Origin of the sequence: Devosia sp. Root685 (assembly GCF_001427875.1) — a bacterium.
Classification (GTDB): domain Bacteria; phylum Pseudomonadota; class Alphaproteobacteria; order Rhizobiales; family Devosiaceae; genus Devosia.
This window is the reverse complement of sequence record NZ_LMHK01000005.1, coordinates 92470-117221: the sequence shown is the minus strand read 5'-3', so window position 1 is coordinate 117221 and position 24752 is coordinate 92470. Positions and strand designations below refer to the sequence as shown.

General features: G+C 62.4%; 19 protein-coding genes, 1 tRNA gene and 3 riboswitches. Of the genes, 1 reads left to right on the top strand and 19 read right to left on the bottom strand.

The window, feature by feature from the left end; translation table 11 throughout:
- Positions 1-135: 135 nt before the first annotated feature.
- The 5 genes from ASD83_RS19950 to ASD83_RS19930 form a co-directional block, all read right to left on the bottom strand.
- Positions 136-2544 (bottom strand): membrane-bound PQQ-dependent dehydrogenase, glucose/quinate/shikimate family, encoded by a 2409-nt coding sequence (locus ASD83_RS19950; protein WP_056314168.1) that lies wholly within the window; start codon positions 2542-2544, stop codon positions 136-138.
- Positions 2545-2579: 35 nt separating this feature from the next.
- On the bottom strand, positions 2580-3065 hold the full coding sequence (locus ASD83_RS19945; RefSeq protein ID WP_056314167.1) for a MarR family winged helix-turn-helix transcriptional regulator: 486 nt from the start codon (positions 3063-3065) through the stop codon (positions 2580-2582).
- A 106-nt stretch (positions 3066-3171) separates the two neighbouring features.
- Positions 3172-4119 carry an AraC family transcriptional regulator gene (locus ASD83_RS19940; protein WP_056314166.1) on the bottom strand — a complete coding sequence of 316 codons (948 nt, stop codon included), beginning with the start codon at positions 4117-4119 and terminating at the stop codon, positions 3172-3174.
- Between the two features lie 77 nt (positions 4120-4196).
- Positions 4197-4589, bottom strand: coding sequence for a GFA family protein (locus ASD83_RS19935; RefSeq protein WP_056314165.1), 393 nt, complete (start codon positions 4587-4589; stop codon positions 4197-4199).
- A 3-nt stretch (positions 4590-4592) separates the two neighbouring features.
- A complete protein-coding gene (locus ASD83_RS19930; protein WP_056314164.1) occupies positions 4593-5459 on the bottom strand; it encodes a LysR substrate-binding domain-containing protein in 867 nt (288 codons plus the stop codon).
- A 98-nt stretch (positions 5460-5557) separates the two neighbouring features.
- On the opposite strand from ASD83_RS19930, the gene ASD83_RS19925 reads away from it, so the two are divergent.
- The gene (locus ASD83_RS19925; RefSeq protein ID WP_056314163.1) at positions 5558-6562 is read left to right on the top strand and encodes a YeiH family protein; all 1005 of its coding nucleotides are present in this window, start codon (positions 5558-5560) and stop codon (positions 6560-6562) included.
- A 51-nt stretch (positions 6563-6613) separates the two neighbouring features.
- Here the strand turns inward: ASD83_RS19925 and ASD83_RS19920 are convergent, their stop codons facing one another.
- The 14 genes from ASD83_RS19920 to ASD83_RS19855 all read right to left on the bottom strand — a co-directional run bounded on the left by ASD83_RS19920 (position 6614) and on the right by ASD83_RS19855 (position 24594).
- Entirely contained in the window at positions 6614-7600 is a 987-nt protein-coding gene (locus tag ASD83_RS19920; RefSeq protein ID WP_056314162.1) for an MBL fold metallo-hydrolase, read from the bottom strand.
- A 31-nt stretch (positions 7601-7631) separates the two neighbouring features.
- Entirely contained in the window at positions 7632-9194 is a 1563-nt protein-coding gene (locus ASD83_RS19915; protein ID WP_056314161.1) for an ABC transporter substrate-binding protein, read from the bottom strand.
- A 64-nt stretch (positions 9195-9258) separates the two neighbouring features.
- A riboswitch (guanidine-I (ykkC/yxkD leader) is annotated at positions 9259-9365 on the bottom strand.
- Positions 9366-9544: 179 nt separating this feature from the next.
- Positions 9545-13084 (bottom strand): urea carboxylase, encoded by a 3540-nt coding sequence (gene uca, locus ASD83_RS19910; protein ID WP_056314160.1) that lies wholly within the window; start codon positions 13082-13084, stop codon positions 9545-9547.
- A 1-nt stretch (position 13085) separates the two neighbouring features.
- Positions 13086-13913 carry an ABC transporter ATP-binding protein gene (locus tag ASD83_RS19905; protein WP_056314159.1) on the bottom strand — a complete coding sequence of 276 codons (828 nt, stop codon included), beginning with the start codon at positions 13911-13913 and terminating at the stop codon, positions 13086-13088.
- Positions 13910-14725 (bottom strand): ABC transporter permease, encoded by an 816-nt coding sequence (locus tag ASD83_RS19900; protein WP_056314158.1) that lies wholly within the window; start codon positions 14723-14725, stop codon positions 13910-13912. The genes ASD83_RS19905 and ASD83_RS19900 overlap by 4 nt, the downstream gene beginning before the upstream one ends.
- 63 nt (positions 14726-14788) lie before the next feature.
- Positions 14789-15835 carry a putative urea ABC transporter substrate-binding protein gene (locus tag ASD83_RS19895; RefSeq protein WP_244489249.1) on the bottom strand — a complete coding sequence of 349 codons (1047 nt, stop codon included), beginning with the start codon at positions 15833-15835 and terminating at the stop codon, positions 14789-14791.
- 94 nt (positions 15836-15929) lie between these two features.
- Positions 15930-16039: riboswitch (guanidine-I (ykkC/yxkD leader) on the bottom strand.
- A 134-nt stretch (positions 16040-16173) separates the two neighbouring features.
- Positions 16174-17976, bottom strand: a complete 1803-nt coding sequence (gene atzF / locus ASD83_RS19890; protein WP_056314156.1) for an allophanate hydrolase — start codon at positions 17974-17976, stop codon at positions 16174-16176.
- An 8-nt stretch (positions 17977-17984) separates the two neighbouring features.
- Positions 17985-18602 carry an urea amidolyase associated protein UAAP2 gene (locus ASD83_RS19885; protein WP_056314155.1) on the bottom strand — a complete coding sequence of 206 codons (618 nt, stop codon included), beginning with the start codon at positions 18600-18602 and terminating at the stop codon, positions 17985-17987.
- 11 nt (positions 18603-18613) lie between these two features.
- Positions 18614-19444, bottom strand: coding sequence for an urea amidolyase associated protein UAAP1 (locus tag ASD83_RS19880; protein WP_056314154.1), 831 nt, complete (start codon positions 19442-19444; stop codon positions 18614-18616).
- A 23-nt stretch (positions 19445-19467) separates the two neighbouring features.
- Entirely contained in the window at positions 19468-20457 is a 990-nt protein-coding gene (locus ASD83_RS19875; RefSeq protein ID WP_056314153.1) for an ABC transporter permease, read from the bottom strand.
- Positions 20458-20459: 2 nt separating this feature from the next.
- Positions 20460-21314: an ABC transporter permease gene (locus ASD83_RS19870; protein WP_056314152.1), complete on the bottom strand. Its 855-nt coding sequence runs from the start codon at positions 21312-21314 to the stop codon at positions 20460-20462.
- The gene (locus ASD83_RS19865) at positions 21311-23065 is read right to left on the bottom strand and encodes an oligopeptide/dipeptide ABC transporter ATP-binding protein (RefSeq protein WP_244489243.1); all 1755 of its coding nucleotides are present in this window, start codon (positions 23063-23065) and stop codon (positions 21311-21313) included. Before ASD83_RS19865 ends, ASD83_RS19870 begins: the two co-directional genes overlap by 4 nt.
- 4 nt (positions 23066-23069) lie before the next feature.
- Complete coding sequence (locus ASD83_RS19860) at positions 23070-23849, bottom strand: N-acyl homoserine lactonase family protein (protein WP_056314150.1); 780 nt, start codon at positions 23847-23849, stop codon at positions 23070-23072.
- Between the two features lie 120 nt (positions 23850-23969).
- Positions 23970-24076, bottom strand: a riboswitch (guanidine-I (ykkC/yxkD leader).
- A gap of 443 nt (positions 24077-24519) precedes the next feature.
- Positions 24520-24594 (bottom strand) — tRNA-Thr (locus ASD83_RS19855).
- Between the last annotated feature and the right edge of the window lie 158 nt (positions 24595-24752).

Genomic DNA, 24752 nt, shown 5'->3' with positions numbered 1-24752 from the left:
GACTCAAACCTACCTCAATCACCTTCTGTCACCCCGGGCCTGACCCGGGGCCCATCCTGAGATCTCAAGATGGGCCCCGGCCTTCGCCGGGGCGATAATCGAGTTTGATATACTTCCTGCGAAAGCAGGAGCTTCCTAGTCGGGCAGCTTGAACGCCACCATTTTGGTCGAGAAACGCGACTGGATGGCGCCCTGCCCGCCAGCGACGACGGCAATGTACTGCTTGCCATCGAGCGTGTAGCTGATCGGCGCGCCGCCGGCCGCCGGCAGTTCGGTCTTCCAGACTTCCCTGCCGCTCGCCAGTTCATAGGCGCGGAACATATTGTCCTTGGCCGCCGCGATGAACACGAGGCCACTGGCCGTGATCATCGAGCCACCATGGGTCGGCGTGCCCATGGTCCAATCGAAGGGCACGGTGATACCCAACGCGCCGCTGCCCTTGGAGGTACCAAAAGGCTGGCTCCAGAGCAGTTTGCCGGTGTTGAGATCGACCGCGCTCAGATAGCCATAGGGCGGGTCGATGCAGGGCACGTTGAGCGCGGTGAGCCAGAAATAGGGCTCAGCCGCATAGGGCACATTGGCCTGCGCCACGAGACCACCCACTTCGCGGCGATCACCCCATTCGCCCTGGGGCTTTGAACCCTTGGCGTCGGCCTCGTCGCGCGTCAGCAGTTGAACGTAGCTGGCGAAACGGTTGGAATTGACCACCATGACGCCATGGGTCGGATCGACCGAGACGCCACCCCAGTTCATCGCACCAAAAGTGCTCGGCGACTGTACCGACGGGGTGAGGCCCGGTGGGGTATTCGGCCCTTCGTAACGCGCTTGCTTGAACTTGATACGGCAATAGAGCTGATCGAAGGGCGAGACGCCCCACATATCGGCTTCGGTCAGGTCGGCGCTGCGGAAGGATGGCAGGGCGTTCGAGAAGGGCTGAGTGGGCGACAGGCGCTCCTCGGGCACAATCCCGTCCTGCGGCATCGGCGTTTCGGTCACCGGGAAGATCGGCTCGCCCGTTACGCGATCGAGCACGAAAACTTCGCCGGCCTTGGTGGGTTGCACCAGTGCCTTGCGCATCGTGCCACTGGCATCGGGGATATCGATGAGCGAAGCGGGAGAGGCAACGTCATGGTCCCAGATGTCATGGTGCTTGGTCTGGAAGGACCAGCGCAGGCGCCCGGTTTCGGCATCGAGCGCCACGACCGAAGAGTTGAACTGATCGTCGAACGGGCGGCGCTGACCGCCGAAGAAGTCCGGCGTCGCGTTGCCGGTCGGCAGATAGACAAGGCCAAGCTCTTCGTCGGCCGTTGCCGGGGCCCAGCTATTGGGCGTCGCGACGGTGTAGCTTTCGCCTTCCGGCGGCGCGCCGGTCCGGTCCTGCCGGCCCATATCCCAGGCCCAGGACAATTCGCCGGTCGTCGCGTCGAAGGCGCGGATGACGCCCGAAGCTTCGCCCCAATATTGCCCATCGGTGACCCAGCCACCAATGACCACCTTGCCGCGCACGAAAGTGGGCGCCGAGGTGATGGAATAGTAGCCGCCGATGATCTTGCCTTCATGGTCTTCCATGCCGACGAGAAGATCGACGAGACCACCATGGCCGAAATCGGCGCAGAGCTGGCCGGTTGCGGCATCAAGGGCAATCAGCTTGGCCGTGGCGGTGCCATAGAGGACGCGGTTGGCGCAGGCGCCCGTCGCGCCCGGCACTTCATAATAAGTCACGCCGCGGCAGGTGCCGCCATGGCCTTCCGAGCCGTCATACATCCAGCGTTCGGCCCCGGTCGCCGCATCGAGCGAGAAGGCCTGGCTGAACCCGTTGCACATATAGATGGCGTCGCCGATCTTGAGCGGGGTCGAATTGTTGGCCGGAATGCGGCCCACATCCACCGACCAGGCGACTTCGAGATTTCCAACATTATCGAGCGTGATCTCGTCGAGCGGAGAGTATTTTTGCCCGCCCTGATCGCCGCCGAAATAGGGCCAGTCCGCGCCGGTCTGGCCTGCCGGCGTGGCGCCATTGGGCGCGGCGGGGAACGTGCCAAAGCCGGTCTGAAAGCGCGGGTCCTGCGGCAGGCCCGGCGCGCTGATGGCATAGAGCCCAGCGCCAAGCGCCACTGAAACAACGGCAACCGAAGCGATCAGCCCCGAAGCGCCAAGCGGCACGCGATTGGCGAGATTGAGCTTGCCGGAAAGGGCATGCTGGCTCCAGGGCAACAGCAGCCAGATGCCGAAAGCCACCGGGATCATCAGGCGCGGCAGCAGCGCCCAGCCGTCAAAGCCAACCTCCCAGAGCGACCAGATGACGGTGAGAGCAAGGCTCAAACCAAAGAGCCAGGCCCCGAGCCGCCGGCCGCGAAACAACAGCACGGCGGCCACGAGGAACAAAAGCCCCGAAACCAGATAATAAAGCGAGCCGCCAAGGGTCGCGAGATAGGCGCCTCCGCCCACGAAAACGAGAGCCATGACGCCCAGAACAACGGCGAACAGGCCCATCAGGCCGCGTTCGACGATGTGAGGCGCCCTCGCCCCACCTCCACTACTCATAATCTTCCCCCTGGGATCGATGTTATCTTCATTGGTTACGAGGCCACCTTGATGGGGACCTTCGGCTCGTAGAGCGCCTCGTTGAGTTCAGCCGAGAGCGCTTCGATGCGGTTGAGAAACTTGGCGATGGCCAGGAGGTCGGCATCCGAGAATTCGGCCGTCCCGAGCTGGTATTCGGTTTTTATCCGCTCATGCAGCGCCAGCGGCTCGGCGGCGGCCTCGGTGTCGAGGACGATGAGCACGCTGCGCCGGTCTTCGGGGTGACGGGCGCGCGCGATAAAACCCGCACTTTCGAGCCGATCGAACAGCGCCGTTCCCGCCCCCGAGGTCAGCCCGAGATGGCTGATGATGTCGCCGGGGCTCAGCGGCTCACCCTTCAAATGCAGATAGCCAAGGCAGCGGAAGTCGGTCGGATGCATGCCCTGCGCCCGCGCCGCCCGCTCCTGCGCCTCTTCGGCCCGGCGGATCATATGGATAAGAGCCGTACCAACCCGGTCTTCCAGTTCCGTCCGCGCAACCATCACTATCCCCACGACAAAGAATCTTGATGGTAAAGATATTTGTCGGCGAAACCGCTGGCAAGCCCATGAAGCGAACCACAGGCAGGCAGCGAGGAGCGCGGGATTTTTAGCTCAACTGCCGCGCATCGCCCGGGGCCATGTCATAGACGCTGCGGAAGACGCGATAGAAGGTGGCAATGCTTTCAAAGCCGCAGGCATAGGCCACCTGCGACACGCTCAACTGCGGCTGCGCCAGGAAAAGGCGGCGCGCCTCCGCGACGCGCATGAGCACCAGCGTGCGGCTGAACGTATGTTCGGCGTCCTCGAACAGCAGATGCAGGTGCCGCACCGAGAGGCCCAGGCTGCGGGCGACGAGCGCCGGGGTCAGGTCGATCTGGTGATACTGGGCCGCCATGATATCGAGGGCGAGATAGCGCAGACCCGCCCTTATGGCGCTGCGTACCTCGGGCAGGCTTTCGGCCAGCCGCCCGCGCGCAGCGAGCCCAAGCCGGACAATATGGACAATATCGCGCTCTGGATCCGCCGTAGCCCGCTTGTCAGTGGTCAGGACATCGAGCAAGGCGCGTAGCGGGCGCAGCGTTCTCGTCCCCTCCATGGGCTTGGCCGCAGCAAGATCGGAAATGGACCGCCCCAGGGTCAGCGCGTCGCCGACCGGTATTTTCAGCATGCGAAAGTGGAAGCCGCCATTGGTCGATGGCGTTCCGTCATAGGGCAGGTCGGAATGATTGATGATCATGTCGCCATTGGCAATCGTCTCGCTGCGCCCCAGGCCGGTATCGAGCCGCCCCGGCCCGCGCACCTGCAACCCGATGCAAAGGCTATTGCCTTCAATGCGCGCAATATCGGCCTCGGTGCGGCGAATGACATAGGACGAGGCCGTCATTTCCGAGACCACGGCCGTGCCGAATTTTTCGGCGTGGAAGGACCCGGAAAAGGCGGCACGACGCTCGGCCGGCAGTTCGATCGTAACGCCGAACAGGCCCTTGCTCCGCACCTCGCGCCATTGCTCGAAGCGGTCCCGCGGGTCCACGTCATCGGTCGAAAAGCTCAGCATTTTGGCCCCTCCCCGCCATGGCGCGCACCGAACAGGAATTGCGGCAAAAGGTCAACTTTTAGCTTTTCCGCGCCCCGCTAGTCTTCCGTCCGGCTCGCGCTCGTCCGATCGCGCTCATAGTGGCGGTCGAGCGGAAAGGGCGGCAGCCAGGCTTCGCGGCGAATGGTCCAAAGCTCATAGCTGGGCCTCCACCGATCCGGCGCATCGAGCGCGCCGAGATTGATCTCCACCTCGCCGCCACTGCGCGAAAACACCGAGGAGCCGCAATGCGGGCAGAAACAGCGCCCGGCATAATCACGCACCTCCCCCGAAACGGTCACGGCCGTTTGCGGAAAAATGGCCGAGGCATGAAACAGCGCGCCATGATGCTTGCGGCAGTCCATGCAGTGGCAAATCCCGACCCGGAACGGCTGCCCTTTCGCCACAAACCGCACAGCCCCACAGAGACACCCGCCGGCACTCTCCTCCATGCTCTAGCCCTCCAAAAGATACAAATCGCGAAACGCCTTCACGGTCGCCGAGGGGCGGCGTTCGCGATGATAGAGCAGGCTAAAATCGCGCTGTGGCAATTCAAAAGGCAGGATCGACAGCCGCCCCGCCGCCACAAAGGGCGCCACCACCATTTCGGACAAAGCCGCGGCGCAATCGCTCTTGAGAACGGCATTGAGCACCGCCTCATTGGTCGGCAGCGCCAGCGCCACGTCGAGGCTCGCTGGATCGACACCCAGCGTCACGAGCCCCGCCTCGAATTCCGCCCGTGTCCCCGAGCCGGGTTCGCGCATGATCCAGCGATAATCGGAAAAGCGTGGCCGGGCGAGAGCGTAGGCCGGCGCGCAAACGGCCACCAGCCGATCCCTGAAAATGGCACGGCTGGCGAGCGCCGGAACATCGACATGACCCTCGACGATCCCCAATTCGGCCGCGCCTGACATCACCGCCTCGGCCACTTCATTGGTATTGGCCGCCGCGAAATTGACCGTGATCCCCGGATAGGCCGAGGCGAAGGCGAGAAGGCGCGCGGGCAGCCAGTAGTTCGCCACCGTCTGGCTCGCCATGACGTCGAGCGTGCCGCGCTTGAGGCCGCCGAGATCGTCGAGCGCCTGTTCGGCCTGCCGGATGCGGGCAATGGTCTGCCGCGCCTCTTCGAGAAACGCCATGCCGTCTCGCGTCAGTTCGATGCGCCGGCCGACGCGGTCAAAGAGGCGCACCGCGTGCACGGTTTCCAGCGCCTTGATCGCCGCGCTGGCCGCCGACGGCGTCAGCCCGACCGCGGCCGCGCCCTGCGTCAGGTGCTGCCGTTCCGCCACGGCGATGAAGATCGCCAATTGCTCGATGGTCACGATCTATCCGAAAATATCGCATGAAACATGCATAATTATGCGATGGAATCTAACGAATGCAAGCTTCATCCTCCAATGCATCCCTATTGGAGCAAACCATGCTATCGCTGCCGCCGTTTCGGCACCTCGTTCCCGGCCTAGGCCTTGCCAGTGGCATCACCGTGCTGGCGCTTGCTGCCGAATGGCTGCAGCGGCATTTCCTCGGCTGGGTGATGTTCGACGGGCTCGTGATGGCCATCATGGCCGGGATCGCCGTGCACAGCCTTTTCGGGCTTGCCGCGCCTTTCCGCGCCGGCGTGCAGTTTGCGGCCAAAACCGTGCTCGAAGTGGCCATTGTCCTCCTCGGCGGCACGATCAGCGCCGGCGCCGTGTTGCAGATCGGCCCACTGGTGGTCGCTGCCGTGGTGCTGGTCGTCATGCTCGCCCTGGCGGCCAGCTACGGTATCGGCCGCGCTTTGGGCCTTGACGCGCGCCTTGCCACTCTTGTTGCCTGCGGCAATTCAATCTGCGGCAATTCGGCCATCATGGCGACGGCGCCCGTCATCGAGGCGCAGGCAGAGGACGTTGCCGCTTCCATCGCCTTTACCGCGGCGCTCGGCGTGCTCGTCGTCCTGCTGCTGCCGCTGGGGTTTGGACTGCTCGGCCTCAGCCAATGGCAATATGGCGTTATCGCCGGCCTCAGCGTCTATGCCGTGCCGCAGGTCCTCGCCGCCACCGTACCGGTCGGGGTAATGAGCACTCAGATCGGTACGCTGGTCAAACTGATCCGCGTCCTGATGCTCGGCCCTGTCGTGCTCACCCTCGGCCTGATGCAGAAAAACCGGGCGGGCAGTGCGCCGCCGCTCTTCATGCTTCTGCCCTGGTTCATCATCGGGTTTCTCGCCATGATGGGTGCCAGATCAGCCGGCCTCGTGCCCGAGCCGGCTCTCCCGCTCCTCCAAAGCGCCTCAACCCACCTCACCCTCATCTCGATGGCCGCCCTCGGCCTTTCGGTCAACCTGCGCGCCATCATCGCCTCCGGCGGCCGCGTGCTGGCCACCGGATTTTTGTCGATCACAGCGCTCCTCCTCCTCGCCACCGCGACAGCCTTCGTCCTTGCCTAGGGCATTCGCGTCACTCGCACTTGAGACAGCCGCCGTTTACCCCGGCCAGCTTCAATCAGAAATGTTCGGCTTCGATCTTGAGCCGTAGATGCGACGGATAAGGCCCACATTGTTTGCATGGAGCGAACGATAGGGTTCGTGCAGCGCCAGTGTGCCGCGATCAATCCACTTCCCGATAAAACTTTCGAGTGGCGCCGTCAGGTAGTCGGGCTCGTGCATGCGTTTGACGAGCTGGATATTGTAATCCAGCATCGCCGCCGTGAAATCCTGCGTATATCCGCCATTGGCGATGACCTCGAACCGGCCGTGGCAGGGGTAGAGCCGCTCGGCCGGAATGGCGAGAAGCTCACGATAGGTCTGCATCTGGATGGTCAGATCGCTCGTCATCGCCATGGTGTTGAAGGGCACGGTGTCTTCGCAGGCGTCAGCCGCGAGGAGGATGCGATCTTTCGGGAGATAGGCGACAAGATGGCCGAGCTGATGAACAAAAGTCTCGATCAGGTGGATTTCGATATCGTCGAGATGCAGCACCATCCGCCCGTCAAAGGTGCGGTTGGGGAGAACCAGATCATCAATACCGGGATAATAGGGATCGCCCGCCATGGCCCAGATCTCGCCGCTGCGCAGCAGGTCCGCATTGGTTTCGATCTTCAGCCGCGTCTTGGCCGTGCTGATGATATCGCGATCCTTGTAGAGGAAATTGCCCGCGATATGGTCGCAATCCCAGTGGGAATTGATGACCGAGACGTTCTTGATACCCATATCCTTGAGATAGCGATCGATCCAAAGGATGTGCTCCTTGTAGAGCATGGTATCGAAGATGACAGCGGTATTGCCGCGATGGATGACATAGCAGCAGACCCCCAGCTGCATGTCGATATTGCTCTGCAGCCAGGCGGGATAATCGGCAATGTCGCGGCCGTCGTAAAAGCACAGCAGATAGTCGTTGATTTCGGCGACGCGCATCTTGGGCTCAAATGGCGCACGCTCAATCGTGCGGTCCTGAGCGACGCGCTCGATAACAAGCGGATTGGACATTTATTTGCTCCGGAAAAACGGGTGTGCGGCCTCAGTCGGCCCAGCGGACCGAGCCGTAGTCGATATTTCCCGGCGCATAAGCGGCTCGCAGACCAAGGTCGACGAGGCCTTCAGGATGCACCACCACGTCATCCACTTCGACCAGCGGAATGAAGAGGCCATTTTCGACATAGAGGCGACTTGCCTCCTCGTAGAGCGCGTTGCGGGCAGCAATGTCGGTCAGCGTGCCGGCCTCGGCGACCAGCGCATCGGCTTCAGGCAGGGCACGGCCGTAAAAATTGATGGGCGCCTTTTCGGTGAAGAAGATGGATGCCTGATTTTCGGGGTGCAGCGCGTCGGGCGTCAGCTTGCCCATGTAAAAATCCGGGCCATTGGGGTTTTCAGCAAGGCCGAAAGCGGCGCCGGAAGGCAGGATGGTGATGGTCGCGTCGATGCCGATCGCAGCAAGTTCGGCAACCATGAGATCGCCGACGCGGCCAAGCGAATTTGCCTCTTCGGTGCTGATGCCGATGGTCAGCGTGATCGGCCCCTTGGCAGCAACCGTGGCTTTGGCGGCGGCTTCATCGCTCGGGAAAGTCAGCGGCGTCGCTGGATCGAGCATGATGGTGGGGTAAAGCGATTTGGCAGCATGGCCATAGGCGCCATAGGCATCGGCTACCCAGCCTGCGGGATTGATCGCGGTGAGGAAGGCCGTGCGGATTTCAGGCTCATTGAGCGGGGATTCTGGTTTGACGAAGCCGATGATCAGCGAGGTGCTGGGCGCCGACGTGATTTCGAGACCCGGAGGAAGCGCCGCAAGCTGGGCCCAGGGGTAATTTGCCGGAACCGCATCGGTTTCCTCTGCCTGGAGGTTCAGCACCTGCTGACTGACTTCAGGAATAAGCGGCAATTCGATCGTGTCGAAGAAGGCCGGCTCGCCGTGGTAATCGGCAAAGCGCTCAAACGAATAGCCCTGCCCGCGATCAAAACTGGCGAGCGTGAAAGGGCCCGTGCCAACCGCATTCGTATCGAGCCAGGACGTGGCATTGTCCTCACCGGCGTGTTCGGCAAGTGCGGTGGGGCTGATGACCTTCGGTCCCCACGGGCTGGCCAAGCTGTCGAGCAGCGACGGCTGCGGCATGCCGAGCGTCAGGACCACGGTATTCTCGCCAGTGGCCTCGATGGCTTTGAGATTCCAGAGGAAGTAGGAGAGGATCAGGTCGCTGTCACGGCGACGCGTGAACGCGGTAACGACCGCCTCCGCATTGAATGGCGTACCATCGTGGAAGGTAGCGCCTTCGACGAGGTTGAAGGTGTAGGTGAGGCCGTCCTCGGAAATCGTCCAGTCCTTGGCCAGGAGTCCGCGAATTTCGGCGCTGCCGGGGACATACTCAACGAGGCCCTCGTAGACATTGTTGATGGCGGCGAGGCCATCCATTTCAAAGGCATTGTCGGGATCAAAGGAATCAAAGTCCGTGGCGATTGGCAGCCGCAGCACTTCCTGCGCGTGGGCCTCTGTCATGCCATTGCCAACAAAAGCGCCGACGAGAATGGCTACAGCCGCAGCAATACGCAGATAGCTTTGCCGGTAGGCCGGCAGTCCTGAAATCGACATGGAGTCGCTCCTTGTTGAACAAGGATTGACGAAGACCATCCGCGCCAATCCAGCTGGCTACGAGGTCTCCCGGGCTTTTGTCCCGCCGTGCATCCGCCGGGCAGCCGCCTGACGGTGGCAGCTCTCGGACCAGCCATGCCACCCGGCACCGGAACCCTAGCCACCAATCTCGGAGATAGCTTTGCAAGCTCCATGCCAGAGCGCCACGTGAGCTCAATTATTTGATTTTGCTTGATTATTTCAGCTTTCAATGACTGCTCGAATAGTCCAAAAACAAAAAGACTGCACGCTTTTTGGGCGTACAGTCTTCACCTGCTCAGGAATTAGGCCGGAGCTGTTTTCGGCCGCTATCAGGCTTCTTCCAACACCGCGATCACGTCGCCTCCGCGCACCGCGCGGCCCGGCGCGGCGCGCACGGCACGCACCTTTCCTGCCGCATGGGCGGTAACGGCGATTTCCATCTTCATGGACTCGATGATCGCGACGGTATCCCCCGCGGCCACTTGCGCGCCTTCCTCGACGAGGATCTTCCAGACATTGCCGGGCACGGCGCTGGAAATCGCAAAGCACCCGTCCGGCACCTCGCCGTCTTGCCCTTCCGGGGGCAGATCATCGGCGACGAAGCTATCGAGCCCCTCATCCTTCCAGCGCTGCCGCTCGGTATTGAACGCTGCCTGCTGGCTTGTCCGGAAACGGGTGATGGACCCTGCATTGTCAGCCAGCGACTTGGCATAGTCGGCATAGGAGAACGCCGTCTCCTCGATCCGGAGCGGATAGGCGCCATGCGGAAAGGCCGCGCGCGCTTCCATCAGCTCTTCATGGCTCACCGGAAAGAACCGGATCTGATCGAAAAAGCGCAGCAGCCAAGGCGTGCCCACCGGGAAATAGGGCGTCGTGCGCCAGGTGTTCCAAACCTGAATAGTGCGCCCAAAGAGCTGATACCCCCCCGGCCCCTCCATGCCATAAATGCACATATAGGCCCCACCGATGCCCACGGCATTTTCCGGCGTCCAGGTACGCGCCGGGTTGTATTTTGTGGTGACGAGGCGATGGCGCGGGTCCATCGGCGTTGCCACCGGGGCGCCGAGATAAACGTCGCCAAGGCCCAGCACGAGATAGCTGGCGTCAAAGACGATGTTCTTCACCGCATCGATATCGGGCAGTCCGTTGATGCGGCGGATGAACTCGATATTGTCCGGGCACCAGGGCGCATTGGGTCGCACCAGATCCTGATATTTCTGCATCGCCAGCTGCGCCTGCGGATCGTTCCAGGACAGCGGCAGATGCACAATGCGGCTCGGGATTTTCACATCCTCGGCCGCCGGCAGGGTTTTCTCGATCTCTCCCAACAGCCCAAGCAGTTGCGTGCGCGAGAGCACGGCGCTGTCATAGTGGATTTGCAGCGAGCGAATGCCCGGCGTCAGGTCGATCAGCCCTGGAAGCTTGGCCTGTTGCACCGCTTCCATCAGCAAATGCACCCGCAGCCGCAAGGCGATATCGAGAGTCATCTCCCCATATTCGACCAGCAGATTGTCGTCGCCCTGCCGGCGATAAACGACGGGGACGGGACCAGCATCACTCGTCCCGACAATGGCCGAACCGGTCTCCATCTTGGGCCGAACCAGGCTCGGCGTTGCGATCACCGGATCGGCCGGGCGCGCCAGAGGATAAAAGCGGATCGTGTCGCCGGGGCGAAACTGACCCATCTTCCACTGCTCGTCCCGCGCGATCACCGCCGGACACACAAAACCGCCAAGGCTCGGGCCATCGGGTCCCAGAATGATCGGCATATCGCCGGTAAAATCGATGGCGCCGATGGCATAGGCATTATCGTGCAGGTTGGACGGGTGCAGTCCCGCCTCTCCGCCATCGGTGCGCGCCCAGCGCGGCGTCGGCCCGATCAGTCGCACGCCTGTGCGGGCGCTGTTGTAGTGAACCTCGTAAGAGACGGCGAAGAGGTCATCGATGTCTTCGGGCTGGAAGAAGTCGGGCGCCCCATGGGGACCATAAACCACCCCGACATCCCAATGACGCGCGAGTGACGCTGGATGGGCGGCGGGCTTGACGTAGTTCTGCGCGGCCCGCGCCAGATGCAACGCATCGCCCGCCTTCAATGTCCCGGTGGCATGACCGCCAAAAGCCCCCAGGCCGAATGCCGCCCGCGAGCCGAGAACCACCGGCGCAGCAAAGCCGCCCGCGACCGCGAGATAAGCCCGCTGTCCCGCGCCGTCGATAGTTCCGACACTCAAGATCTGCCCGGCTGCCACCACAAAAGCCGTGTCATGCGGCACAGGCACGCCATCAAGCTTGGCCACCATTCTTGCGCCAGACAGCGCCACACGTGCCTCGGCGTGAAACTTCAGCGTCGGGCCGGAAACCGTCAGCTCCAGCGCCGCCGTTTCATCACCATTGCCGACGAGCCGGTTGGCATGCCGGAAGGAAAGGTCGTCCATCGGCCCGCTCGGCGGCACCCCGACATGCCAGAGACCAAGCCGCCCCGGCAATTCCTGAAGGCTCGACTGCGCGCCGGGCACGATGACGTCGATACTGTCCGCGATATAGGCAAAGTCGCGCAAAGCCGTTGTCGCCACTTTGCCTGATGACAAAAGTTCGGACGCAGCGATGGCGCGCAAATAGCCAAGATTGGTTTCGATGCCAGAGACCGAGCTTTGCTCCAGCGCCGCGCGCAACGCCGTAATAGCGGAAGCGCGATCAGGCCCGGAAACGATGATTTTTGCCAGCATCGGATCATAATAAGGCGTCACGTCGGTGCCGGTCGCGATCCAGCCATCGACACGGGCGCTCTCGGGGAAGATCACCTCGGTCAGCAGACCCGCGCTGGGCTGAAAATTGGCATTGGGCTTTTCGGCGTAAAGTCGCGCTTCGATGGCGGCACCCTTGGGCACCAGCGCGCCAGCAGCACCAATCACATCTTCGCCCGCCGCCTGCCGGATCATCCACTCGACAAGGTCGATGCCAAATACCGCTTCGGTAACGGGATGCTCAACCTGCAGCCGCGTATTGACCTCAAGGAAGTAAAATTCCTCCCGCTGCGGATCGTAGATAAACTCGACCGTGCCAGCGGAAATGTAGGAGACCGCCGCGCCGAGATCGGTCGCCGCCTTATGCAGCCGCGCCCGCACCACATCCGAGAGCAATGGCGCCGGCGTCTCCTCGATCACCTTCTGGTTGCGGCGCTGCAGCGAACAATCGCGTTCGCCAAGGGCGATCACCCTGCCCTGCCCGTCACCAAACAGCTGCACCTCGACATGGCGCGCATCGGACACGAAACGTTCGAGATAAACCCGCGCGTCACCAAAGCTGGCGGTCGCCGTGCGCTGGACGCTGGCAAAACTCTCGCTCAGGGTTTTCTCATCGGCGCAAAGCTGCATGCCGATACCGCCGCCGCCGGCCGTGCTCTTGAGCATGACGGGATAGCCAATGGTCTCGGCCGCGGCCAGCGCCTCCTCGATGTTGGAGAGGAGGTCCGTTCCGGGCAGCAGCGGCACGCCGTTGGCCTTGGCCAGTTCGCGCGCCTTATGCTTGAGGCCAAAGGCTTCGATGTGCTCCGGCCGCGGACCGATGAAGGCAATCCCCTCTGCCGCGAGGCGCTGGGCAAACCCGATATTTTCGGACAAAAAACCATAGCCGGGATGCACCGCCTCCGCCCCGGTCTCGCGGCACGCGGCGATAACCGCCTCGACATCGAGATAGCTTTCGGCAGCCGGCGCAGGACCAAGGCGCACGGCTTCATCGGCCATGGCGACGGCAGGCGTAAACCGATCAGCGTCGGAATAGACCGCGACCGAGGCGATCCCCATGCGCTTGAGGGTCCGGATCACCCGGACGGCGATCTCGCCGCGATTGGCGACGAGGACTTTCTTGAACATTTTAGGCTCCCGACACTGGAGGAATGGTCGGGTCGTCCCGGTACTGGCCCAAATCTGTCGCCGGGCCGTCCCGGTCTGGGCTGAATTGCGAGGGGCCGCCAGCAATGCGCGGCGGCCAGATGGCGATGTCCTGGCTGAGATTGGCGCCATACCGCTCCCGCTCTTCGGGCCGATTGCGCGGCCGCTCGAAAGCGATGATGCGGGTCGCAAGGGTAAAAGCCTCGCGCATGTCGTGGGTCACCATGACAACGGTGAGCGCCGTCTCGTGCCAGAGCGTCTTCATCAGCTCGTGGATTTCGGCGCGAATGCCGGGATCGAGCGCCCCAAAAGGCTCGTCGAGAAGAAGAACCTTTGGCTTCATTACCAATGCTTGCGCCAGCGCCAGGCGCTGCTGCATGCCGCCCGACAGCTGCGCCGGGTACTTGTCCTCCGAGCCCGACAGGCCCACCGCGGCAATCATGGCACGGGCGGCATCGATAGCCGTCCGCCGCGCCGCGCCAAAAAGCCGGATACGTGTGCGGGAGCCGGAAAGCTCAAGGCCAAGCAGGACATTCCCCAGCACCGTTAGATGCGGGAAAACCGAATAGCGCTGGAACACCACACCACGATCCGGTCCCGGCTCCGCGACCAGCGGCGCGCCATCGAGCGTGATCGTGCCCCGCGTCGGCGCTTCATCGCCGAGCAACAGGCGCAAAAACGTGCTCTTGCCACAGCCCGAAGGCCCGACCAGCGCCACGAAGGAACGTGGTTCGATAGTAATGGAAATACGCTCGAGAACGATCTGATCGCCATATTCCTGCCAGACATCGGAAACGACGATCCTGCTCATGCCGCGCTCCCTTTGGTCCAAGGGAAAATCGAAACGCGCAGCCAATCGAGGGCCAAGTTCATCAACACCGCGAGGAGCGTGATCCAGGCGACATAGGTGAAGATGACGTCCATCGAGAGGTAGCGGCGAACAAGGAAGATCCGGTAGCCGAGACCGGAATCCGACGAGATCGCCTCGGCCGCAATCAGGAACAGCCAGGCTGGCCCGAGTTGAAGTTTCAAGCACGTAAACAGCCGCGGCAGGGTTTGGGGCAACACGACGCGCATGGCGATCTGCCACGAAGAACCCCCAAGGGTCTGCGCCTTGACCAATTGCTCGTGCGGCAGATCTCTGACCTTGAACGCGAGGTCGCGCATCATGATCGGGGTGATGCCGATGACGATCAGCATGATCTTCGAGGTTTCGCCCAGCCCCATGACGATGAACAAGACCGGCAAGAGCGCCAGTGGCGGCACCATGGAAATAACAGCGATAAACGGCGCCAGCAGCGCCCGAAAATAGGGGAACATGCCAACCAGCATGCCGGTGAGCAGCGCAATAACCGTGGCAATGCCAAGGCTGGCGCCGAGCCGTCCGAGGCTGGCCGATGTGTCCGCCCACAAAAACAGTTCGCCCGTCCGCTGATCGGGCACGAAAGCCATGCGATTGATGGCATCGGCAAAAGTCGCAAGGCCGGGCAACAGCTTGTCGCCGGGATTGTCCGCCAGCCGCGCCGCCGAGCCCATGGCATAGGCGATCAGCACCACGACAAAGGGCAGTATCGCCAGGATAAGCCCGGTCGTCCTCGACGGTTTTAGATTGATCCACCGCATGAGATTGTCTCTTGGGAGAGGTCCGGAAGCGGCGCGGCGGGTAGCCGCGCCATGAGCGGCTTTTTACAGCGCGCCGTCAGCGGCCATTTTCATATAGGCGTCGGTGAAGCGCAGCTTGACGTAGTTGGCGTCGCCCAAAACCGTGCCATCGGCCAGTTCGATGCCGATGACATCGGCGGAAGGCGCACCCGAGCCGAGCAGCCCCTTGTCGAAGAGGAAATTGCGGACGAGGTCCATGGTGGTGCTGAGATCGGGCGAGGTCACGAAGGCAACCGCATCGGCCGGCGCGGCAAAGAGTTTGGTCGCGGCGAGCTGGGCTTCAAACCCGGCCTGGTCCGTGCCCGAGGCTGCACCCATGGCAGCGCGGGCGGCGGCGCCTTCCGGCGTATCTGCGGTTATCAGCGCCGTAGTCTCATACCAGATGCCGGCCAGCGCCTTGCCGAAGTCAGGATTGGCTTCGAGTACTTCGGTATTGGCCACCATCATGTCGATGATCTCGCCGGGGATCTGCGAGCTGTCGAAAACGCTGGTGGCATTCGGCAGTGCCAGAATCTCCGACACCATCGGGTTCCAGGTAACGAGTGCGGTCACATCGGCCGTCTGGAACGCGCCGACCATGTCGGGATCGGCGGTATTGACCACATTCACATCGCGCTCGGTCAGACCAACGCTGTCGAGCGCCCGCGCCAGCAGATAATGCGACACCGAAAACTCGACGAGATTGACCGTCTGCCCCGCAATATCGGCCAATTCCGCCTTGTCCTTGAGAATGACCGCATCATTGCCCGAAGAGAAATCGCCGACAATGACCGCAGTCGTATCGACGCCGCCTGCCGCAGGAATGGACAGACCATCCATATTGGTCAGCGTCACCGCGTCATAGGCGCCCGCAGTATATTGGTTCATCGACTCCACATAGTCGTTGAACTGGGTCACCTCGATGGTGATGCCATATTTGTCGGCCCACTTGTCGACGATACCGGATTCCTCGGCATAGCCCCAGGGCATCCAGCCGACATAGATCGACCATGCGACCTTGAAATCGGTCTTAGCCTCAGCAAAAGCAGGGGTTGCAGCGAGGGCCGTGGTTGCAACAAGCACGGCGGCCATAGTCTTCAACACGTTCATAAAAAGTCCCTTTCCTGCGTTCATCTGGAAGGGGATTGGTGGCGACCATCATGCCGCCAATCCCTTGGCCACAGAGGTCTCCCGGGCTTTTGTCCCGCCGTGCACCCGGCCGGATGTCTCCCGGTCCGGTAGCAGCTCTCGGACCAGACGCATCACCGCGATGCCGGAACCCTAGCCGCTAACTCATGGCTGATAATCTGCAAGCCGCGTGCCAAGCCAAAACCATGCGTTTTGACCCGATTTGCTGTTGTTTTGCCCGATATCGGCCCAAAGCAGCGGCAGCTTGCCCATTTGCTGGGCGCTGCCGCTGTTGTGTTGCCTCAGGCGGCCGTCGTCGCCTTGCTGGCGATATAAGCGCGCCAGCCGCCGAACGCGGTAATGTCGAGCGCGTCATCGAGCGCCGCAGCCTCGCAGAGGAAGCCGGTCACATGCCGTCCATCGGCAAGCACAAGCTTGCCGACACCAAGCGGCGACGGAATTTTGGACACAAAAATCCCAAAGCCCGCGGGCGGCAGCGACCAGATTTCAACCACGATCCCCGGCCCTTCTGCGCCGGGCACACGCTGCAGGCCAGGCTTTGGCGGCACAGTGCCCTTGAGGGCAAAGAAGCGATAATCTCCGGCGGTTCTGGTTTCCTCCACCAAGGCGCCACCGAGCGAAATCAACTCGTGATTGAGCGGCATGCCGGTGAGATGAGCACCCACGACGGCGATCTCGATGCGGTCCGAAGCCATTGCGCCAATGTCGGGCACGGCCTTGGCGCGGTCGATCCCCGATCCGGTCGCCACAGCCTGGTGCATGGCATTGGCAAAAGGCGCCAGCGCGTCGTCGCAATCCTGCGGCGCCACCAGCATGACCCCGAATGGCAGCCCCGCCTCGGTGAAGCCAGCCGGCACGGCGATGGCGCTGCAATCGAGCAGATTGGCGAAATTGGTATAAAGCCCAAAGCGCGAATTGAGCGTGACCGGATCGGCCTTCATCGCTTCCACTGTCTGGTTGTCCGGCGTGGTCGGTAACAGCAGAAGATCGACCTTGGCCCATTCCGCCTGCGTCAATTGCTTGAGGCGTCCGAGTTCATAGCGCCCCTCGAATGCGTCGACGGCGCTGAATTTTTCCGCTCCCCCGACAATGGCGCGAACGGTTGGATCCATCTCGTCCGCATGGCCCGCAAAGAATTCCTTGATCGCGGCAAGGCGCTCAGCCACCCATGGCCCCTGATAGAGCAGCGCCGCCGCACTGCGGAACGGGGCATAGTCAAACTCAACCACTTCGGCGCCAAGATTTTTGGCCCGCGCCACCGCGTCCTCGTAGAGCGCGGCATAGGCCGCGTTGCCATAAAATTCCTTGTCCTTGTCCATCAACACGCCGACGCGCGGCTTGGCGGGCAGAGAGGACTTTCCGGCACGACGGGAGAACGGATCGCCGCCGTCATAGCCGTCCATCACCGTGCGCGCGGCAATGCCATCCGCAACATTTGCGGCAAAAACCGTGACGACATCGACGCTGCGGCAGGCCGGGACCACACCGGTATTGGGTACGCGGCCTGGGCTCGGCTTGACCCCGACGATATTGTTGAACGCAGCAGGCACGCGACCGGACCCGGCCGTATCGGTGCCAAGGGAGAATGCAGCGAGCCCCGACGCCACAGTAACGGCCGAGCCCGAACTCGAACCGCCCGAAACATAGTCGCTGTTGAACACCGAGCGCGGCGCACCATGGGGTGAACGTGTCCCATTGAGGCCCGTCGCAAACTGGTCGAGATTGGTCTTGCCGATCACGATGGCGCCAGCCGCCCTGAGGCGCGCGACGACCGCTGAATCCGCCGCCGGCTCATAGGCAAAAGCCGGGCACGCTGCTGTCGTCGGAAACCCCGCAGCATCAATATTGTCCTTCACCGCGAAGGGCACACCCCAAAGCGGCAGCGCGTTGGCCTTTGGCGCACGCGCCATCAATTCCAAAGCCGCAATGCGCAACTGTTCCGGCGTTGCGCGCGTGATGAAAACCGCCGGATCTGTCGATGCATCGAGCCGCAGGATCAGTGCTTCCACCATGTCGAGCGGCGTGGCACCGCCCTCATAAAGCGAACGGAGGCTGGCAAAATCGAGGATCTGGGGAAGTTGCATGACGAACCTCAAGCGCCTTTTGCTTCATAGATCCGCACGCCGACCGGGGTGGGATTGAAGCCATTGCAGGGATTGTTGATCTGGGGGCAATTCGAGATGACGCAAAGCACATCCATCTCGGCGACCATTTCGACATAGGAGCCGGGCGCAGAAATCCCGTCATCGATGACGAGATCGCCGCTCGGCGCAATCGGCACGTTCATGAAGAAGTTGATATTGGGCACCACGTCGCGCTTGCTCATGCCATGGCGGGACACTTCGGCCACGAAATTCTCGCGGCAGGCATGCTCGAATTTGGTGTGGTGGCCAAAGCGAACCGTGTTGGATTCGCACGAGCAGGCACCCGCCGACGTATCGTGGCGACCGCAGGAATCGTCGGTGACCGTCAGCATGACATTGCCCTCGTTGGACACGAGGCGGCTGCCGGTCGAGATATAGGCGGCGCCCTGCGCCTGCAGCGTATCCTGCGCGCTGTAGCGCTCTGCAAAGTCGTCGGCCTTGTAAAACAGCGTATCGACGGCCTGCTGCCCAAAGGTGTCGATGATACGGAAAACCTGCCCCTTGCGGATGATGCCCGACCATGGCTGGCGCGCCGGGATTTCGTGTTCGTAGACCAATGTCGTCATTGCCGCGCTCCTCACTTGGCCCGGTAAAAGTCGTTGTTTTCAAAACCGCGTACGGCTTCCGAGGTCGCCCTGCGGCAGAAATCGGTGGGGTCCTGCGGCAAAGCGGCAAGGGTCGATACCTCCACGGCACCGGCCACATAGGTCGGCGAGGGATCGAGCGGATGCGGGCAGTTGGAGATGGCGACCAAAAGGTCCATCTCGGCCCGCAGTTCGACAAAGTCCCCTGCCCGCCGCGCGCCCTCGCGCCAGCCGAGGGATCCGTCTTCGGCAACGCTTACCGGCGCAAAGAAGGTCACAAAGGGCGGAATATCGCGGGGGTCGAGACCGAACTTGCTGGCCGCGAGAACGAAATTGGTGCGCGTATTGCGCAGCGCCGCGTCCGCCCCATATTTCCGCGTCACGCTGGCGGCATTGAGGCCACCCGCCAACACGTCATGCGCGCCGCTGCTGTCCTCGACGATGGAGAGGAGCACGCGACCCATGTCCGAAAACAGCAGTCGGCCTTTGGCCAGCGCAGCGGTCCACTGGATTTTTATGCTGTCAGCGTGGTTGAGACGTTCCGAGGTGTCCGCCGCATTCCAGGCGAGAAGCGCCACAGCGCTATTCCCCGCGGGGCTCGCAATGCGAATACGCTCGCCCACCTTGAGCCGATAATTGGCGTACCAGCCGCCTGGAACGGTCTCGGAGAAAATGACGACAGCGGGATCGATGGCCGCGCTGGCAAGGCTGGTCAACTGGGGCATTGCCTGCGGCGCCTGCCCCGTACCCGCGGCTTTTAAGGTCTCATAACGGGCGCGATTGGCGGCGATCTGTTGAGCGATTTCGGGATCGGCAGTCGTCATGGCTTTTCCTCTATTTGGGTGCGCTAGAGCGCGATGCGGGGATCGGCCAATGACTGGGCGATTTCGACCAGCATGGTGACCAGGATGTAGAAGGCGCCAAAGACCAGGGCGACGCCGAGAATGGCGGGCAGGTCCGAGGTGGCAAAGGATTGGACGGTATAGAGGCCGAGGCCGGGCCAGGCGAAGACGCGCTCGACGATCAGCAGATTGCCGAACATCAGCCCCACCTGCAGGCCCAGCATGGCCAGAGGCGCGGATGCGGCATTGCGGAGGCCATGGCGCAAGAAGATGTGGCCAGCGCTGAGCCCCTTGCCGCGCGCGGTGCGGATATAGGGCTGGCGCATGACATCGACGAGCGCCGAGCTTAGCGATCGCCCGACCGAAATGGCGATCGGAACGGACAGCGCCAGTGCCGGCAGGAACAGGTGGCGGAGCGCGCCCAACGTCACCTCCGGCCGCCCCAGCAACAGTCCATCGAGGACAAAAAAGCCCGTCGGACCGCTAAAGCGCCTGATATCGATGCGGCCGCTGCCGGGAAACCAGCCAAGCTTGAACCAAAGGAAATAGGCCAAGAGGAGCGCGGTGAGGAAAATCGGCACCGAGCCGAGGGTCAGCATGCCGACCCGAATGGCGCCGGAGCGTGCCAGCGTCGCTTGCGCAAAGGCGAGGATAAAAGCCAGCGCCGTGCCGAGCACCATGGCGGCCAGGATCAGCTCCAGCGTCGCCGGGCCATAGCGCAGCACATCCTCGGCGATCGGCTGCCTTGTGCGGATCGATGTGCCGAGATCGCCTTCGACCAACCGGCTGACGAAGTGCCCATATTGGACCAGCAGGGGATCATTGAGCCCCATTTCTTCGCGCAGGCGCTCGACCGTTTCCTGCGGCGCCGATGGCCCAACCAGCGACCGCGCCGGATCGGCCGGAATAATGCTCTGGAGGCAGAAGACGATAAAACTCATCACCAGCAAGACAGCGGCAAGGCCGGCGATGCGCTTGATCAGATAAGGGGCCATGGTCACGCTCCTCTGAGGGCCGAACGCACGCCGTCGCCGGCAAGGTTGGCGCAAACCGACATGACGAAAATGACAACGGCGGGAAGAATGGGCAGCCACCAATAAACCGTCAGGCTATCGATGGAGCGCGCCGTCATGGCGCCCAGTTCAGGCGCTGGTGCCGGCAGGCCGAGCCCGAGAAAGGACATCAGCGAGAGCGTCAGGATGATATTGGCCACATCGAGCGTCGCAGCGACCAGCAGCGCCGGCACCGTGCCCGGCAGCAGGTAGCGCAGCATCAGCCGGGTCTTGCTGACCCCGGAAATCCGCGCCGCCTCGACATGCGGCCGGCTGCGAATGCGCCTGACTTCGTCCCGCGTCATCCGCGCATACCAGGGCCACCAGAAAATGGTGATGGCGATCATGGTATTGAGCAGCCCCGGCCCCAGCGCCGCTACCACCGAGATGGCAATCAGCGTCGATGGCAGAACCAGGAACAGCTCCACAATCCGCTGGAACAGCGCATCGACCCAGCCGCCCATCATGCCGGCGAAAACGCCAACGGCACTCCCGATGACCAGCGCTATGCCGATGACGGCGAGGCCAGGCAGCCATGTATAACGAATACCGAGCAAGACCCGCGAAAAGAGGTCGCGGCCAATTTCGTCCGTGCCAAAAAGATGCGGCAGTCCCGGCGGCAGATAGGCGTCGGCGACGCGCAGCATCGGATCAAAGGGGGCAAGCTGCGGCCCGAAAATAGCGAGGAGGGTAATGGCGATCACCCCGGCAAGGCCGATCCGCTCCAGCCAACCCATGCGGCGGAGCCAGGAGAATTTTGCTGATGCCGGCGCTGCAATGCTTGGCATGGACACGCTCATGCGCTTGCCTCCTCTGTCACAAGACGCGGCACGGCGCTAACGAGGGTGCGGGTATAGGGCGCCTGCGGGTCCGAGATGATCTGGTCAGGCTCGCCGATTTCCACCAACTGGCCCTTTTCGAGCACGGCGATGCGATCGGCGATGAGCCGGGCGGCGGCGAGATCATGGGTCACAAACAGCATGCCCATGCCCATCTGCCGCCGCAGCGTGCCCAAGAGATTAAGCGTCTGCGCCGCAAGGGACACGTCCATGGCGCTGATCGGCTCGTCGCAGAGCAGCAGTTTTGGCGGCACAACCACCGCCCGCGCAACCGTAACGCGCTGGCACTGCCCGCCGGAAAGCTCGGCCGGCAAGGCGCCGGACAAAGCCGGATCAATGCCGACCAATTCCAGCGCCTCGGCGACACGCCTCTGCTGTTCCGCCTTCGACACATTGAGCGGGCGCAGGCGATCCCCGATCTGCTCACCGACCGTCAGCCAGGGCGTCAGCGCCGCAACGGCATCCTGAAACACCACCTGGGGCGGAATGCCACCAAACCAGGACACATCGCCCTCGTCCTGCTCGACAAGGCCGGCGGCGATACGCAGCAATGTCGACTTGCCCGAGCCGCTTTCGCCCACCAGCGCCACGCATTCGCCAAGCCCGATCCGCAGATCGACGCCCGAAAGCACCCTAGTGCGCGCCTTGGCACCAAAAAGCCCCTTACGACGTCCCGCAAAGCTCTTGTGGATGCGGAAAAGCTCAAGCGCATTGGCATTGCCGCCAATCGCCTCGGGCCATGCCGGCGCGGCCCGCGCGCTGGAGAGCAGATCAGGCACCTTGTCCGAATTGAAACAGGCGGCGCGGCGGCCATCCTCGCGCAGCGCCAGGTCGGGGCGGCGCTGGCTGCATTCGGGCGTCGAGATCGGGCAGCGCGCCACATAGTTGCAATGCGGTCCTTCGATCCGCGTGCGACCGCGCTCCGTAGAAAGCGTCGACAACTGCCGCCCACGATCGGAACTGAGATCAAACCGCGCCGAGAGAAGACCCGCCGCATAAGGATGCGCCGGCGCCTTGACCACCGCGCGCGTTTCCCCCAGCTCGGCAACCCGTCCGCCAAACAGCACCATGACGCGATTGGAAAGCTCGGCCGCCACGGCAAGGTCATGGGTGATAAAAAGGATCGCCGTGCCCTGCTCCCGCGCCAGATCGGTCAGCAGCGTCAGGATTTGCGCCTGTACCGTCACATCGAGCGCCGTCGTCGGCTCGTCCGCCACCAGCACACGCGGCTTTGCCGCCATGCTCATGGCAATCAGCACGCGCTGGCGCTGCCCCCCGGAAAGCCTGTGCGGCATGTCGGCCGCGATGCGCCGCGGGTCGGGCAATCCAACCCTCCCCAACCAATCAAGCACCTCGGCCGGGCTCAGCCCCGTTTCGGCCATCTGCCTGCCGATGCTCATGGTCGGATTGAGCGCGCCCATCGGGTCCTGCGGCACCGAACGAATGAGGTCGCGCCGCACCTGCCGCAATTCGCCGGCTTTCGCCCCGACGATTTCGTGTTTGGAGAGACGAATGCTGCCGGAAATCTCGGGCTGGCTCTCGGCGGGAAGCAGGCCCTGCAGCGCAAGGCCAATGGTGGATTTTCCCGACCCACTTTCGCCCACCAGCGCCACGACTTCGCCGGGCGCCAGATCGAGATCGACGCCATCGAGCACGGTATTGGCGCGCCCGTCACGGCTAAGGCGGACATGGAGCCCGCGAATGGACAGCACGGGCTCACTCATAGAAGTCAGGCGCCAGTTTGATCTTCTGCACCAGCACCGGATCGTGCGTCAGAAACATCTCCGCCCCGGTTTCCCGCTGCAACGCATTGATCCGGCGGATCGAGGCAATCGCCTCGTCGTCATCGCTGGCCGAACCGGGCAGGATTTCTCGCGTGAAATTCTCGATCCAGTCGCCAACGTCTGCGGTCAGGATGACCTTGCCGGTCACCGGCAGGTCAAGAACCAGAGACTGGTGTCCCGGCGTATGCCCGGGCGTAAAGATCGCCTCGATGCCGGGCATAATCGGCGTGTCGCCATCAATGATCTGCCAGTTCAGCCCAGGAAGATCATAGTCCTCTGGGAAATAGGCGATCTTCGGCTCGTCAGAGAATGCGTAGTCGTATTCCACCTTCTGGATAACGATCCGCGCCTCTCTCATGCGCTTGATATGACCACTATGGTCGGCATGAAGATGGGACAGAATAAGGACCGAAATGTCCTCAAAGCCGATACCGATCGCCTTGAGCTGAGCTTCCATTTCGTGGACCGGCTTGACCACCGGCGGCGGAAACCACGCGCCTGGTGAAAAATACCTGCTGACCTGATCGGGATCGGTGAGGTGAAAACTGTCGAGCCCAGCATCGAACAACACCCAACCTTCACTCGTATCGAGGAGGTAGGCGCAAATGGGCACCGAGACGATGAAACGCGGATCGGCGCCGCGCAGGGACACCGTCATCGGCAGGATTTCATAGCCGCAGAGCAGCACGAACATCCGCTTGATGGCCGTCATGACGGCACCCCGACGCACTCGGACGATGCAATGACTGTTGGAGCTTTGGGCACCATGCCATTCCCTCTTTACTTGAGGGATCAACGAGACTCGACGCTCGCCAATCCCTTGGCCAACGAGGTCTCCCGGGCTTTTGTCCCGCCGTGCATCTGGTGGGATGTCTCCCCGACCAGTGGCAGCTCTCGGACCTGCCACGCCTATGCGCCGGAACCCTAGCCACCAAACTCTGCAACTATATAAGCAAGTGCCGTGCCATTGCCCGATTACGGTGTTTCAGCCGTAAAACAGCGCGGATGCGATGCCATTTGTCGAAAATAAGAGCAGTTGCGGCAATTTTAGGCACCAACCGCCTTAAGGCAACGAAGCCCAAATTGGCAGGGAGTCACCGATCCGCTATGCACTGTCACGCAACTCAGACATGACAATTACCTCTATGAAGTCAGCGATCGGGCCGCGCCTTCAGCCAGGCAACATGGCAAGGATATAAGCGGACTTGATAAAGCTTCAGACCACGTACCGCGATGCTGCCATTTCTGCGCAGTGATCACGGCCCGGCCATCCCCCCCTTTTCCGCGCCGTGAATCGCGACACGCTTTGTAGCTCCGCTCTTAGCGGAACCCACGGAAGACACTAAGTATTTGGAGCTTCAGGCGATATTTGCTGGGAAAACTGGTGCTGCCGGACAGGATTGAACTGTCGGCCTCTCCCTTACCAAGGGAGTGCTCTACCACTGAGCTACGGCAGCATCGAAAGGCGCCGGGGTGATCCCTCTCGGCGACGGGCGCTGTGTGCCATAGGGATTTACTCGACGCAAGCGCAAAAAACGCCTATTAACGCTCCCTGTGAATCACCGATAGCCAGGAAGGCGATGAGTAAGTCGAACGAAGCTAGTGCCCGCGAGCA